Genomic DNA, 13381 nt, shown 5'->3' on the forward strand with positions numbered 1-13381 from the left:
CCGGGGAATACGACAGCAGAACGCTGCGGGGTCCAAAAACCCGCAGATACAGCTGTACGTGCTTCTCTCATCCAGACTTTAACTGTCGGTACCGGAATTCCACCGGTTCAACCGTCTGCCGGAATCCCCCTGGGAGAACGCCGGCTCGCGGGTCGCGGACTGTCACCGCCGGTTCGGACTTACACCGACCCCGGAGCACGTATGTGTGTTGTTATTCTGCCACAACCGGCAGCGGCGTCCGCTTATTCCGTCGCCGCGCGTAATGTCCTGGCGCCTTTTTCGCGCAGCAGGTTGATGGCTGCGGCCGGATCGTCGGCGCCGTAGACGGCGGAGCCCGCCACAAAGACATTGGCACCGGCCTCAGCGGCGCGGCCGATGGTCTCTTCCGTAATGCCGCCATCCACCTGGATGGCCACACCAAGTCCGGAGCCTTCCACGGCCGCGCGGGCCCTGCGGATCTTGGGCAGGGTGACATCCAGAAACGCCTGGCCACCGAAGCCCGGTTCCACGGTCATGATCAGCAGCATGTCCAGTTCCGCCAGCATGTCCAGGTACGGTTCCACCGGAGTGGCGGGCCGCAGGGCCATCCCCGCCTGGGATCCCCTGCTGCGCAGCTCCCGTGCCAGCTTGATGGGCGCAATGGACGCCTCGGCGTGGAAAGTGACCGAGGCCAGGCCGGCATCGGCGAACCCGGGCGCCCATCGGTCGGCATCGGCGATCATCAGGTGGGCGTCGAGCGGAACCGGACTGACGGCCTGGATCCGCTGCACCACAGGCAGCCCGAGGGTCAGGTTGGGGACGAAGTGGTTGTCCATCACGTCCACGTGCACGGCATCTGCATTGCTGATCCGCTGAAGTTCCGCCTCAAGGTTGACGAAGTCGGCAGAGAGGATGCTCGGGTTGATGCAGCATTGCGTCACAGGGATCAGGCTTTCTTTTTAATGAGGGCCAAAAACATGGCATCGGTTTGATGGATGTGCGGCCAGAGCTGCCCTGTCAGCTCATGGCCGGCGCCGAGGCTGCCGGTCAGGCTGACTGCGTCAAGGGCGGCCCCGGCGTCAAGGAGTTCCACGTCGGTGCGTTTCCGGAGGACGTCGGCCACAACTGCTGTGGTCTCGGCAGGATGCGGTGAACAGGTCACATAGGCAACCACTCCCCCGGGCCGGACTGCCGCCAGGGCGGAGGCCAGCAGGTCGCGCTGCAGCGGGCCGAGGTCCGCAATGTCCTTGGGTGAGCGCCGCCACCGGGACTCCGGCCTGCGGCGCAGGGCTCCCAGGCCGGTGCAGGGAACGTCCACCAGTACGCGGTTGTACCGCTCCGGCTGCTCGGCTCCCACATCCCGCCCGTCGCCGGTGCGGACCTGCCAGCTGCCGTGCGGAATGGCGGACAACGCCTGGCTCACCAGCTTCGCGCGGTGCGGGGCGGGTTCGTTCGCGAGCAGCGTGGCACCGCGCTGGTGCGCCAGCGCGCCCAGGAGGGCCGCTTTTCCGCCAGGGCCGGCGCAGAGATCGAGCCATGCTTCAGGGGCTCCGGCATGCGGTGCGCTATCGGTGCGATCCCCATCCTTTGCCGGCCCGAGGTCCACAGCGGCCAGCGCCCTGGCCACCAGTTGTGACCCGACGTCCTGCACCCGGGTGGTACCGGCGCGCACGGACGCCAGGCGGCCCAGGTCCCCGCCGCTGGAAAGGGCAGAGCCTTCCACGAGCTCCCCGGGGGCTGCGCCGTTTTCCAGTGCCTCGTCAAGGCTGCCGAGCCCGGGCAGTGCCACAAGGTTGACCACGGGGGCGGCGTTGTCAGCTTCCAGCAACTCATCGATTTCGGCTGCGGGGCGGCCGTGGGCCACCAGCGACTGGCGCATGGCCCGGACAATCCATTCGGGATGCGCATACCTGAGCGAGGCAATTTTCGTCTCGTCCGTTTCGCCGGCCACCAGCAGGTCCAACCATTCCTCGAGGGGGTGGGCGGCAACCTTGCGGAGGACGGCGTTGATCAACGTTGAGGGTCCGGCACCGATGACGGCGCGGGCAAGGCCCACGGTCTGGTCCAGGGCAGCGTGGGCCGGGACCCGCATGGCCAGCAGCTGGTGCGCACCTATACGGAGGGCGTCGAGGACTGCGGGATCAAGCTGGGCCAGGGGACGGTCCACGCAGCGCGCCAGGATGGCATCGTAGGTGCCTTGGCTGCGCAGGGCACCGTAGCTCAGTTCGGTGGCAAAACCGGCGTCGCGCTTATCCAGGTGGTGCTGGCGTATCCGCGCAGGCAGGACCAGGTTGGCATAAGCGTCCTCTTCTGCCACGGCGCGCAGCACCTCGAAGGCCACCAGGCGTGCGGGGTCGGCTCGCCTGCTCCGCTGCGACGGTGCCTGCTCCGTGAAGTTCCTTTGCGGCCCCCGGTTGCGTTCCCGCCCTTTGGCGTTCCGCCGGCTGGCATCCCGGGGCCCGCCATTGCCGCGGCCCCCGCCACTGCCGCCTTGCCCGTTCTTCCCGGTATTGCTGCGTCCCCCGGCGCTTCCCCGTCCTCCTGCGTCGCCGCCGGACCCGCTCATTCGAACACCACACTTTCCAGTGAAGCCATGCCGCGCGCCCAGTCGGCCGCAGCCATCATCTTTTTCCCGGCAGGCTGGATCCGGGTGAGTTCCACCGCGTGCGACCCTGTGCCTACCAGGACGCTCTTTCCGTGGACTGACACCGAGCCCGGGGCTAGTCCTGGAATATCCGGGCGGAGCCGTACGGGCTCAAGTTTGACCCGTTGCCCGTCCAGAAGGGTCCAGGCACCGGGCTCGGGGGTGACGCCACGCGCCTGCCTGCTGATGGCAAGGGCGGGATGGGCCCAGTTAAGGCGGCCATCCTCCAGGGTCAGTTTTGGGGCGAGCGAGACATCGCCGGCTTGCGGCTGCGGTGATGCCTTTCCTGCGTCGATGGCGGACAGCGTCTGCGCCAGCAGGACTGCACCGCTGAGGGACAGCCGCTCAAGCAAATCGCCGGCCGTGTCGCTGGGATGGACGGCCTCCGTCAGGGTGCCGAACACGGGACCGGTGTCGAGTCCTTCCTCGAGCTGGAAGGTCACTGCACCCGTGACATCGTCTCCAGCCATGACGGACCTCTGGACGGGCGCCGCCCCGCGCCAGGCCGGCAGCAGGGAGAAGTGCAGGTTGACCCAGCCGTGTCGTGGGATGCCCAGGGCGTCACGGGGAACTAGTCCGCCGTAGGCGACGATGGCCGCCACGTCCGGCTGCACGGCGGAGATACTGGCGATGGCCTCTGCATCGATGCGTGCGGCATGGATGACCGCAATGCCCAGTTCGGCGGCACGTTGCGCAACGGGCGACGGCGTGAGCACCCGCTTCCGGCCCACCGGCGCGTCGGGACGGGTCAGGACAGCAACGACGTCGAACCCGGCACCTACAAGCGCGTCCAGGGACGGGACCGCGACGGCGGGGGTTCCCGCGAAGAGGACCCTCACCCGGCTGCGCCGAAGCTGGAGCCCGGGGTGCCGGTTCCGCCAAAGCTCGCCCCGCCGAAACTCGACCCGACGCTCTTGGCGCGCTTGGCTGTGGTGCGCTCGGTGACGGCGTCGTAATTGGCGTTGCGGATGGAGCGCAGAGCCGACTTCCGGTCCTCACCCTCAAGCCGGTCGGTATAAAGGATGCCGTCCAAGTGGTCATTTTCATGCTGGAAGCAGCGGGCCAGCATTCCCTCGCCCTCGATGGATACCGGGTTGCCGTGCATGTCCACACCTGTGACCCGGGTGGCACGGAAACGGCGGACCGGGAAGCCCAGGCCCGGGATGGACAGGCAGCCTTCCACGTGGTCCGGCTGGTAGTCCGCGCTGTTCTCCAGGACCGGATTGATGATGTACCCTTCGACGCCGTCTATCCGGTAGGTGAAGACGCGCTTGCTGATGCCAATTTGGGGAGCGGCCAGCCCGGCGCCGTCCACGTCTTCCATCGTTTCGGTCATGTCGGCGACCAGTTTGGCAAGCTCGGGTCCGAATTCCGTCACGGGATCGGCAACTGTGCGCAGCACAGGGTCGCCGATGATGCGGATATTCAGAATAGCCATGCGCTGTTTGTCCTCACGGTTGGCGGCAAAGGGAACCTATCCAGTTTAGGTGCAGTCTCAACGGGTATATCCGTGCCTTAGGCCGTGCGGGCCTGCGCCAGGGGCGGGGGCGCGATGGGCAGCAGGGCGGTGCCGGCACTGATGGTGTCCGCGGAGAGTTCCCAGACCCGGCGCAGGGCGCAGAACTTCCACCAGTGGTGCTTGAGGACCTCGGGGTTGGCGCGGACGGGGCGGACCTCGGTCTCGCCGATGGCGACAGCCAGGAGGACCGGGGTCTCCCCGTACTTCCATGGCTCCCACGTTCCAGCCTCCGGATCCACGAGGCTCTCTTCCGCCTTCATGCCCGCCACCAGCTGCATCACTACCTTGTCATCCAGCGGCTTGACCAGCCCGTCCCGCGTTGTGCCCTTGGTCTTGTAGTCGATCAGGCAAATGCGGCCGTTGATGCGGGCCACCAGGTCAAGGGTCCCGGCGTACCCCACGGAGTTATTCCAGACCGTGATCTCAGGGGCGATGGGCTCCACCTGGAAGAGTTCCCACCATTCGTCGAAGCGGACAGCGAAGGCCTCCTCGCCGCTGGCGGCCAACGCCTCCCGGGCCTCCTTCATGGAGTGCGGGCGCCCCAGAGCACGGAGGGCCACCTGCTCGCAGTAATTGTGGACCCGGTCCCCGCGCCGCGCGGCGTCGTCCCGGTAGGTTTCGGCAGCCTTTGCCGCACGGTTGATGGCCTGTTTGATCTTGGCCGGGCTCCCCAGGCAGTCCGAGAGCAGCGGATCCTTGGCCAGGCTGCTCGCCCCCATGTAACCGAACCAGCCATCGAGGCCGTGCGGCTGCTGGCTGATCACCGTGGTGATGGAAGGAACCGAAAACTGCTCGGACGTTGACCGTGCATACATCCGGCCGTATTCGGTGGCGTGGGCGAGAAGCGGATCAGTCATACAAAAGACTCTTTCACAGGGGGCCGACAAAATCTCCGGGGGCAGGAGCCGGACACAAAAAAGGTCCGCTTCCGCTGCGGATGAGCGGAAACGGACCTCTGCGGTGGGCGATACTGGGTTCGAACCAGTGACCTCTTCGGTGTGAACGAAGCGCGCTACCACTGCGCCAATCGCCCCGATGCATTTGAATGCTAGCCCACCTCCGGCACATTTCAAAAATCGGCGGCACCGCGCCAAAGACCTGGTACCCGCAGCCCACCCGAGTGCCCGGCCAGCGCCCGGGTAAGCACGACACCGGGCTGCACCAAGTCCGCAAAGCCGGCTTCGCGGCGCCGGAAATTACACGCCTGTAACTTCCTAAATCCGCGCCATTGCAGGGATGCCCGGGCGGCGTGACCTCGATGCGCCGGAGCGATTTGGAGTTTCCCGGAACCTCCTATATTGTTTTTACTCGTTGGAACGCGAGGAAATGCCGGAAACGGCAAGGAATCAAGCCTCCAAAATGCGGACGTAGCTCAGCTGGTAGAGCACCACCTTGCCAAGGTGGATGTCGCGAGTTCGAATCTCGTCGTCCGCTCGCAGGACACTGTCACAGCAAACATTCTTCGGAATGGACGCTAACACGGTGGGTTGGCCGAGAGGCGAGGCAGCGGCCTGCAAAGCCGTATACACGGGTTCGAATCCCGTACCCACCTCGGTGAAAACCATGGTTTCCGGATTTTCCGGATGCAATGGGCGATTGGCGCAGCGGTAGCGCGCTTCCCTGACACGGAAGAGGTCACTGGTTCGATCCCAGTATCGCCCACTGGCAAGGCAACTTGCCCGCAGTAACACCGGTATCGCCGGGACAATCTGTACAATGCGGACGTAGCTCAGCTGGTAGAGCACCACCTTGCCAAGGTGGATGTCGCGAGTTCGAATCTCGTCGTCCGCTCTCTTATATCCCATAAGCCGGTCTTCCGGTCCCGGGCGATTGGCGCAGCGGTAGCGCGCTTCCCTGACACGGAAGAGGTCACTGGTTCGATCCCAGTATCGCCCACACATGCACAGCAGCTCTGCGGAGCTGCTTTTTTCGTTTCCGCGGGTTCCGCCCCATCCGCTGCAGGCGAACGTGATTCCCTTGGCACGCCTCCCCCGCCCCGATAGGATCGAATGCGCGAGGAGCGACCTGGCTCCGCGACAGAAGGGAGGTGCCCGTGGGTTTGATTGACGACCTAAAGGGCAAGGCTCAGGGTCTCATCCGCGGCAACGAGCAGACCATCAAGGACGGCATCACCAAGGCCGGCGATTTCGTCGACACCAGGACCGGCGGCAAGTACGCAGGCCACGTCGACAAGATCCAGGATGGCGCTTCCAAGCTCGTTGACAAGAACGGCACCCCGGGACAGGCACCTGCCGCCGGGCAGGTTCCCCCGGCAGCTCCTGGAAATCCGGTTCCGCCGGTGAACAGGGCTCCGTAAAGGATTTGGCCAGGGCTTTGCCCGGCACGTCAAGGAGGTGCGGGTCCCGCCGGGAGGCGGCGCCCGCACCTTTGGCGTTTAAGCGACCGTTTCCTGCAGCCCCAATTGCCGGTTACCAAACCTCCGACGGTACCCTGCCGTATGCCCCAGTCCCCCCGCACCCGCCAACACAACAAAAGCCGGGCCCGCCCGGACCAACTCCAGTGCCGTGGTCGCCGGCATCGTCACCGCGCTGATGGGCTTCACGTCATCATTTGCCGTGGTCCTGGCCGGCCTCAGGGCAGTGGGTGCCGGTCCCGCCCAAGCAGCGTCGGGCCTGCTGGCACTGACGCTCGCCGTCGGACTTGGCGTCCTGGTACTCGCTTGGCGCTCCAGGGTTCCGGTGACCCTGGCCCGGTCCACGCCGGGCGCGGCGTTGCTCGCTGCACCGGGAACCCCCGACGGCGGGTGGCCGGCCGCCGTCGGGGCCTTCATTGGGACGGGCCTGCTGCCGGCCCTGACCGGCATAGTGCCGGCGCTCGGCAGGCTGATGACGCGCATCCCCGCCTCCCTGGCGCAGGCAATGCTGGCCGGGGTCCTGCTGCAGCCCTGCCTGGCCCCGTTCAAAGCCTTGGGCACCGTCCCGACGTTCGTGGCACCGGTAATCCTCTGCTGGCTGGTGATGATGAACTTCGCTCCGCGGTGGGCCGTTCCCGGCGCCTTGCTCGTGGCACTGGGAGTGATAGGAATTTCCCTGGCCTCGGCCGGGACGTCGCTGGACCCGGGAGCCCTCATGACGGCACTCACCTGGACCACGCCCGCATTCAGCCTGCAGGCCATGGCGGGCACTGCGGTCCCGTTGTTCGTGGTGACCATGGCGTCGCAGAATGTTCCCGGGGTGGCTGTCCTGCGGTCCTTCGGATACGAAACCCCGTGGCGGCCGGCGATGCTGGTCACGGGAGCGGGGACTGTCGTGGGGGCACCGTTTGGCTGCCTTTTCCGCTGCCCTGGTGTCGGTTGTCAGCCGGGCGCCGGCGGTTACTTTCCTCATGGCGGCTTCAGGCCTCGCTTTCGCCGGTATCGGGTCCGCGTTCTGGGCACTGCTGGCCGGGGCTTGTAGTGCGGTCAGTCCTGAATAACCGCGGTGTGCAGGGCTGAAGGAAGCGCCCGGAGAGCTTCGACGCGAGGTGACTGCCGCCGTCATGGGCGGCTTTGGGGCGACGAAACCCCGTAAACGGACTAAGGCCGCCGCGTGTCCGTGTCAAAGTGCCCCTCTTTGGGCTGGACCGCGCAGGAAAGCTGGGCCAACCCCTAGCTGGGTTCGTGGTTCTGGCCTTCCCGCGCCAGCGCGGTGAGGCGGGAAACGGCGCGGAAGTACTTCTTCATGTACCCGCCGGTCATCATTTCCTCCGTGAACAGCTTGTCGAAGGGGACACCGCTGGCCAGGATGGGAACGTCCTTGTCGTAAAGCCTGTCTGCCAGCACCACGAACCGCAAGGCCACAGCCTGCTCGGTGATGGTTTCCACGTTGCGCCACACCACGCCGTCAATGCCGTCGATCAGCTGCCGGTAGCGGCTGGGGTGCACACCGGCCAGGTGGTGGATAAGGGTGGAGAACTCGTCCTGGGCCACGGTCTTCCCGTCGAACTCCGCCTTCATGTGCGTGGACAGTTCACTGTTCCGCAGCGGGGCGGGCGCAGCCGGAAGCCCACGGTGCCGGAAGTCCTCGCCGTCGATGCGGACGACATCGAACTGGTCTGCCAGGACCTGGATCTCACGCTGGAAGTCAACGGCGGCGAAACGGCCGTCCCCCAGCGATCCGGGCAGTGTGTTGGACGTTGCCGCAAGCTTGACGCCGGCGTCGGCCAGTTCCCGCATCAGCCGGGACATGAGGACGGTATCGCCCGGATCATCGAGTTCGAACTCATCGATGCAGACGAGTTGGTAGCTGCTGAGGGCCTCCACCGTCTTGCGGAAAGACAGGGCGCCCACCAGGTTGGTGTACTCAACGAACGTGCCGAAGGCCTTGGGCCCCGGCGCTGCATGCCACAGTGACGCGAGCAGGTGGGTTTTGCCCACCCCGAAGCCGCCGTCCAGGTAAATGCCCGCCCGGGATTCGTCCTTCTTGCCGAACAGCTTCTTGAACAAGCCACCCCCGTTACCCGACCCCACGCCGTCGGCAAATCCCTCGAGGGCACGCACGGCCCCGGCCTGGCTGGGCTGCTTGGGGTCCGGGCGGTAGCTCGAAAAGGAAACCTCCCCGAACCGCGGCGATGGGTAGAAGCCCTTGAGGAGTTCGTCCACCGAAACTGCCGGAGTGCGGGCGGCAAGCTGTTCGATCTGTACCAAGGTGGTCCGTTCTGCTGGTGGTTGGTCCCCAGAAAGGATACCGGCAATGCCGACCCCACCCGGCTGCACGCCTGCCTCACGCCCTGCAGCGTGATGAAGGCAACATTTCGCCCTGTTAACGGAATACGGACAAGGACTCGGGCGCTGGCTAGGGTGGGAACAGGTGCCAATGCCGGTTCCGCGGTTTCCCGTGCTCTTACTGAAAGGCCAAATTATGCCCTACCCGGTTGAACAGAATGAGAAGTTCGCAGCCTACGCCCATCCGGACCGGCTCGTTTCCACGGAGTGGCTTGCGGCAGCCATCGAGGGCGGCGCCGTGGAAAACGGCGAGCTCATCGTGGTGGAATCCGACGAGGACGTGCTCCTTTACGAGACGGGCCACATTCCCGGCGCGGTCAAGATTGACTGGCACACGGACCTGAATGACGAAGTGTCCCGCGATTACATCGACGGTGCGGCCTTCGCAGGGCTTGCCGCGTCCAAGGGCATTTCCCGCGACAGCACGGTGGTCATCTACGGTGACAAGTCCAACTGGTGGGCAGCCTACGCCCTTTGGGTCTTCACGCTCTTCGGCCACCGGGACGTCCGGCTGCTCGACGGCGGCCGGGATAAGTGGGTTGCCGAAGGCCGGGAACTGACCAAGGACAAGCCGGCCCCCGCTCCCGGCAACTACCCGGTGGTCGAGCGCGACGACGCCCCCATCCGCGCCTTCAAGGACGACGTCCTGGCACACCTGGGCAGGCCCCTCATTGATGTCCGCTCCCCCGAGGAATACACCGGCCAGCGCACCCACATGCCTGCCTACCCGGAGGAGGGCGCCCTGCGCGGCGGCCACATCCCCACCGCCGCGTCCATCCCCTGGGCCCGCGCGGCCGCGGCCGACGGGACCTTCCGGAGCAGGGAAGAGCTGGAGGCCATCTACCTGGGCGAAGCCGGCCTGTCCGAGGGCGACGACGTGGTGGCGTACTGCCGCATCGGCGAACGGTCCAGCCACACCTGGTTCGCCCTGAAGTACCTCCTGGGCTTCGAGACCGTCCGCAACTATGACGGTTCGTGGACCGAGTGGGGCAATGCCGTCCGTGTGCCGATCGTGAAAGGCGCCGAGCGCGGATCCTTTCCCGTCGCCGTTCGAGCGTGACGTGCGGCTCTCCCGCGTAGACTTGGAATGATGACTACTCAAGCTTTGCCTTCCGCCCTGGCGGCGATCGTGGACGACTTCCAGGTTCTGTCCGAGCCCGAGAGGCTGCAGCTGCTGCTGGAGTTCTCGGAAGGACTGCCTGAGCTCCCGGACCGGCTCAGGGACCACCCCGAACTCCTTGAGCAGGTTGTGGAGTGCCAGTCGCCGCTGTTCCTCACCATTGAGACGGAGAAGAACGACGCCGGTCCCGCCGGCGCCGTCCGTCTCTACTTCAAAGCCCCCGCGGAGGCTCCCACAACACGCGGTTTTGCCGGCGTCCTGCATGAGGGCCTGGACGGCCTGTCCGCAGGGGAGATCCTGTCCGTGCCGGACGACATGCCGGAACTGCTGGGGCTCACCAGGGCCATCACGCCGCTGCGCATGAGGGGCATGACTGCCATGCTGGGAAGGATCAAGCGCAAGGTGGCCGCAGCCTCCCGCGCCCACGCCTGACGCGCGTCAATGGCACGCAGGAACAGCTCCCAGGGAACCCCGGCTACAGCGGCACTCACCGCAGCCGGGGTTCCCTATGTGCTGCACCCCTATGCCCACGATCCCTCTGCGGCCAGCTATGGTGCCGAGGCTGCCCAAGCCCTCGGCATCGAACCGTCCCGTGTTTTCAAGACCCTGATGGTGGAGGTGGAGGGCCGGCTCGCGGTGGGCATCGTACCGGTCAGCGGGACGCTTGACCTGAAGGCAATGGCCAGCGCGCTGGGAGCCAAAAAAGCTGCCATGGCGGATCCTGCCGCAGCCCAGCGGCGCACCGGCTACGTCCTGGGCGGCATCTCCCCGCTCGGCCAGCGCCAGCCTTCCCCCACGGTGCTGGACTCCAGCGCGTTGGCACTGGCCACCCTGCTGGTATCGGGGGGCAGGCGGGGCTTGGACATTGAGCTGGCCCCGGCCGACCTGATCCGGCTGACGGACGCAGTCGCGGCGCCCATCAGCTCGCTGGCGTCGGGCCTGCGGCCTTAGCCGGCGGGACCTCGCTGGAGCGGCCGGTGAAGTGGTCCATGGTCCGGTTGACCCCCAGCACGTCCATGAGCCGGTCAAAGACGCTGACCGGCAGGAGCCGCAGGACCGGAAGCAGGTTCACGAGGGACGGCAGGACGAGCTCCTGGCGGCCGTCCTCGATGGCGTCAAGCACCCTGGTTGCCACTTGCTCTTCCTGGAGGATGGGCAGGAGCCTGGGCCACCGGGTCCGGACGCCTTCGAACATGCCTGTGTCGATGTAATAGGGACACACCACCAGCGTGTTGACGCCCAGTTTTCCGGCCCGGACCTCCGCCCGGAGTGACTCGTTGAAGCCGAAGGCGGCGAATTTGCTGGCGGAATAATCGGTTTGCCGGGCTACTCCCACCAGCCCGGCAGCGCTTGCAACCGTGACCACCGTTCCCCGCCGGCGGTTTGCCATCCCACCAAGGAAGGCGCGCGTAACCCAGTACAAGGCCATGACGTTGACCTGCATGGTCCGTTCGATGGCCTCATCCGTGGCATCAAGGAGCTGTTGGCCGCTGACCACCCCCGCGTTGTTGACCAGGACGTCCACGGGCCCCGCCCCGGCCGCCGCAGCCTTTACCGCATCACGGTCCGCAACGTCCACTGCCTGGGCCTCGGCCCGCCCTCCGGCGGCCCGGATTTCATCGCGCACTGCTGCGCCCCGCCCGCCGTCCACATCCCAGATGATTACCCGGCTTCCGCGCCGGGCGGCACCAAGCGCCATGCGCCGACCCAGCCCGCTTCCACCTCCCGTGATCAACACTGTTGCGCCGGAAAGTCGGGTTCCTCTGGCCATCTCAGTTCTCCTGGTTTTGGCGGCACCAACTGTGCCGGGAAGAAACGGTGCCGTTACCGGCTCCGGGGAAAGCGGCCCACCAGCGTGATGGCCCCTTTCATGATTCGCGCGTAGGCACGGTTGGACATCCCGGCGGCGGGCGCAACCCGGAGCAGCCGCTGCACGGCGATGGTCTGCGGCTCAGTGTATTTGAGGATGCCTTCCCGCCCGTGGCGGCGGCCCGCGCCGGAGTCCTTCATTCCACCAATCGGCGCGTCGTGCGATGCCCAGGTTGCGGCGTAGCCTTCATTGACGTTGACCGTGCCCGTCAGGAGCTTTCGGGCGGCCGTTTCCCCGTGGCGGGCGGACCAGACGCTGGCGTTCAGTCCGAAGTCCGAGTCGTTGGCCAGGGCGACCGCTTCGTCGTCGTCCACTGCCCTGTAGACGGCAACCACCGGCCCGAACGTCTCCTCCCGGGCAAGGAGCATGTCCTCCGTGACTCCCGCCAGGACGGTGGGTTCGTAGAACGACGGCCCCAGGTCGGGCCTCCGTCGTCCGCCGGCCAGCAGCTGCGCGCCTTTGGCGAGTGCGTCCTGGACGTGGTTGTCCACCCGCTCAACGTGGGCTTCGCTGATGAGCGATCCCATGCCGATGTCCCAGTCCCGGCCAGCGCCGATCCGGATTCCCTTCACCTCGGCCACGAATGCCGCCAGGAAGCTGTCATAGACATCAGTGTGGGCATAGATCCGTTCGATGCTGACGCACAGCTGCCCGGAGTTGGAAAAGCAGGCGTGCACCGCCCCGCTGGCGGCTTTGCCATGGTCAGCGTCGGCCAGCACCAGCATGGGGTTCTTGCCGCCGAGTTCGGCGGAGAAGCCGATCAGCCGCGCGCCGCACTGCCGTGCCACCGCCTTGCCGGTCTTCGAGGATCCAGTGAACATCAGGAAGTCGACCCGCTCAATCAGGGCAGGGCCTATCGCTGTGCCGGGCCCGGTGACGATCTGGAACAGGTCCTCAGGAAGGCCGGCCCGCCGAAGCAGCTTGAGCATCAGCAGGGCCGTAAAAGGCGTTTGTGAATCCGGCTTCAGGACGATGCCGTTTCCCGCCAGCAGGGCCGGCAGTGCGTCGGAGACCGCAAGGGTCAGCGGATAGTTCCAGGGGCTGATGACCCCCACCACTCCTTTAGGCACGCGGTACTCGGTGGCGCGGGTCAGGACCGGTGCGGCGCCCTTCCGGCGGCTCGGACGGAGGTACCGTTCCGCGGTGCGCTCGTAATAGTCCGCTGTGAGGACAACGTCCGCAAGCTCTTCGAAGGCGCTCAGCCGCGACTTGCCGCTTTCTGCCTGCACCAGGTCCAGGATGTCCTGCTCCCGGCCCAGCAGCAGCTCCCGGAAGCGCCGGATCACGGCGCGGCGTTCAGCGACGGGCATCCCGGCCCAGTGCTGCTGCGCGGAGCGGGCAGTGGCGACGGCGGCATCGACGTCGTGCGTGCTGCATACAGGCACGTCGCCCACAAGTGTGCCGTCGAAGGGGGCCTGCGAGGCCTGGGTTGGACCACCTGGGGCGGCCGCCACCAGCTGGGAAAGATCCGCTGCCAGCTCACGGCCACGGTCAATGACCGTTCCTGTCCGGCGTCGTGCTGCCAT

General features: G+C 66.4%; 12 protein-coding genes, 6 tRNA genes, 1 pseudogene and 1 riboswitch. Of the genes and pseudogenes, 10 read left to right on the top strand and 9 right to left on the bottom strand.

Going from position 1 to position 13381, the window contains the following annotated elements:
* Nucleotides 1–54 precede the first annotated feature (54 nt).
* Nucleotides 55–203: riboswitch (FMN riboswitch) on the bottom strand.
* Between the two features lie 39 nt (nucleotides 204–242).
* The 6 genes from rpe to IEW19_RS09285 all read right to left on the bottom strand — a co-directional run bounded on the left by rpe (nucleotide 243) and on the right by IEW19_RS09285 (nucleotide 5175).
* A complete protein-coding gene (gene rpe, locus IEW19_RS09260) occupies nucleotides 243–920 on the bottom strand; it encodes a ribulose-phosphate 3-epimerase (RefSeq protein ID WP_188571349.1) in 678 nt (225 codons plus the stop codon).
* Between the two features lie 5 nt (nucleotides 921–925).
* The gene (locus IEW19_RS09265) at nucleotides 926–2545 is read right to left on the bottom strand and encodes an RsmB/NOP family class I SAM-dependent RNA methyltransferase (RefSeq protein WP_188571350.1); all 1620 of its coding nucleotides are present in this window, start codon (nucleotides 2543–2545) and stop codon (nucleotides 926–928) included.
* Nucleotides 2542–3462 carry a methionyl-tRNA formyltransferase gene (gene fmt / locus IEW19_RS09270; protein WP_188571351.1) on the bottom strand — a complete coding sequence of 307 codons (921 nt, stop codon included), beginning with the start codon at nucleotides 3460–3462 and terminating at the stop codon, nucleotides 2542–2544. Before fmt ends, IEW19_RS09265 begins: the two co-directional genes overlap by 4 nt.
* Nucleotides 3459–4061: a peptide deformylase gene (gene def / locus IEW19_RS09275; protein ID WP_188571352.1), complete on the bottom strand. Its 603-nt coding sequence runs from the start codon at nucleotides 4059–4061 to the stop codon at nucleotides 3459–3461. Before def ends, fmt begins: the two co-directional genes overlap by 4 nt.
* A gap of 77 nt (nucleotides 4062–4138) precedes the next feature.
* Nucleotides 4139–4999 carry a cytochrome gene (locus tag IEW19_RS09280; RefSeq protein WP_188571353.1) on the bottom strand — a complete coding sequence of 287 codons (861 nt, stop codon included), beginning with the start codon at nucleotides 4997–4999 and terminating at the stop codon, nucleotides 4139–4141.
* 104 nt (nucleotides 5000–5103) lie between these two features.
* Nucleotides 5104–5175 (bottom strand) — tRNA-Val (locus IEW19_RS09285).
* A gap of 328 nt (nucleotides 5176–5503) precedes the next feature.
* On the opposite strand from IEW19_RS09285, the gene IEW19_RS09290 reads away from it, so the two are divergent.
* The 7 genes and pseudogenes from IEW19_RS09290 to IEW19_RS09320 all read left to right on the top strand — a co-directional run bounded on the left by IEW19_RS09290 (nucleotide 5504) and on the right by IEW19_RS09320 (nucleotide 7577).
* Nucleotides 5504–5576, top strand: a tRNA-Gly gene (locus IEW19_RS09290).
* Nucleotides 5577–5623: 47 nt separating this feature from the next.
* Nucleotides 5624–5694: transfer RNA gene (locus IEW19_RS09295), tRNA-Cys, on the top strand.
* A gap of 38 nt (nucleotides 5695–5732) precedes the next feature.
* Nucleotides 5733–5804: transfer RNA gene (locus IEW19_RS09300), tRNA-Val, on the top strand.
* A 56-nt stretch (nucleotides 5805–5860) separates the two neighbouring features.
* Nucleotides 5861–5933, top strand: a tRNA-Gly gene (locus IEW19_RS09305).
* Nucleotides 5934–5966: 33 nt separating this feature from the next.
* Nucleotides 5967–6038 (top strand) — tRNA-Val (locus IEW19_RS09310).
* Nucleotides 6039–6195: 157 nt separating this feature from the next.
* Nucleotides 6196–6459, top strand: a complete 264-nt coding sequence (locus IEW19_RS09315) for an antitoxin (protein WP_229748402.1) — start codon at nucleotides 6196–6198, stop codon at nucleotides 6457–6459.
* Between the two features lie 208 nt (nucleotides 6460–6667).
* Nucleotides 6668–7577: pseudogene (locus tag IEW19_RS09320) on the top strand (benzoate/H(+) symporter BenE family transporter).
* Nucleotides 7578–7749: 172 nt separating this feature from the next.
* Here IEW19_RS09320 and zapE read toward each other — a convergent pair.
* Nucleotides 7750–8787, bottom strand: coding sequence for a cell division protein ZapE (gene zapE / locus IEW19_RS09325; RefSeq protein WP_188571355.1), 1038 nt, complete (start codon nucleotides 8785–8787; stop codon nucleotides 7750–7752).
* 214 nt (nucleotides 8788–9001) lie between these two features.
* Here zapE and IEW19_RS09330 point away from each other — a divergent pair, with 214 nt between their 5' ends.
* The 3 genes from IEW19_RS09330 to ybaK are packed head-to-tail and all read left to right on the top strand — an operon-like array spanning nucleotide 9002 to nucleotide 10936.
* Entirely contained in the window at nucleotides 9002–9925 is a 924-nt protein-coding gene (locus tag IEW19_RS09330) for a sulfurtransferase (RefSeq protein ID WP_188571356.1), read from the top strand.
* Nucleotides 9926–9955: 30 nt separating this feature from the next.
* Nucleotides 9956–10417, top strand: a complete 462-nt coding sequence (locus tag IEW19_RS09335; RefSeq protein ID WP_188571357.1) for a SufE family protein — start codon at nucleotides 9956–9958, stop codon at nucleotides 10415–10417.
* A 9-nt stretch (nucleotides 10418–10426) separates the two neighbouring features.
* Nucleotides 10427–10936: a Cys-tRNA(Pro) deacylase gene (ybaK, locus tag IEW19_RS09340; protein WP_188571358.1), complete on the top strand. Its 510-nt coding sequence runs from the start codon at nucleotides 10427–10429 to the stop codon at nucleotides 10934–10936.
* Here the strand turns inward: ybaK and IEW19_RS09345 are convergent.
* Together IEW19_RS09345 and IEW19_RS09350 are read right to left on the bottom strand one after the other, a co-directional pair.
* Nucleotides 10905–11756, bottom strand: a complete 852-nt coding sequence (locus tag IEW19_RS09345; RefSeq protein ID WP_188571359.1) for an SDR family oxidoreductase — start codon at nucleotides 11754–11756, stop codon at nucleotides 10905–10907. The two genes, ybaK and IEW19_RS09345, sit on opposite strands and share 32 nt — an antisense overlap.
* A 53-nt stretch (nucleotides 11757–11809) precedes the next feature.
* Nucleotides 11810–13381: a succinic semialdehyde dehydrogenase gene (locus IEW19_RS09350; protein WP_188571360.1), complete on the bottom strand. Its 1572-nt coding sequence runs from the start codon at nucleotides 13379–13381 to the stop codon at nucleotides 11810–11812.

The sequence above is a fragment of the Arthrobacter liuii genome (genome assembly GCF_014639275.1).
GTDB classification, from domain to species: domain Bacteria; phylum Actinomycetota; class Actinomycetes; order Actinomycetales; family Micrococcaceae; genus Arthrobacter; species Arthrobacter liuii.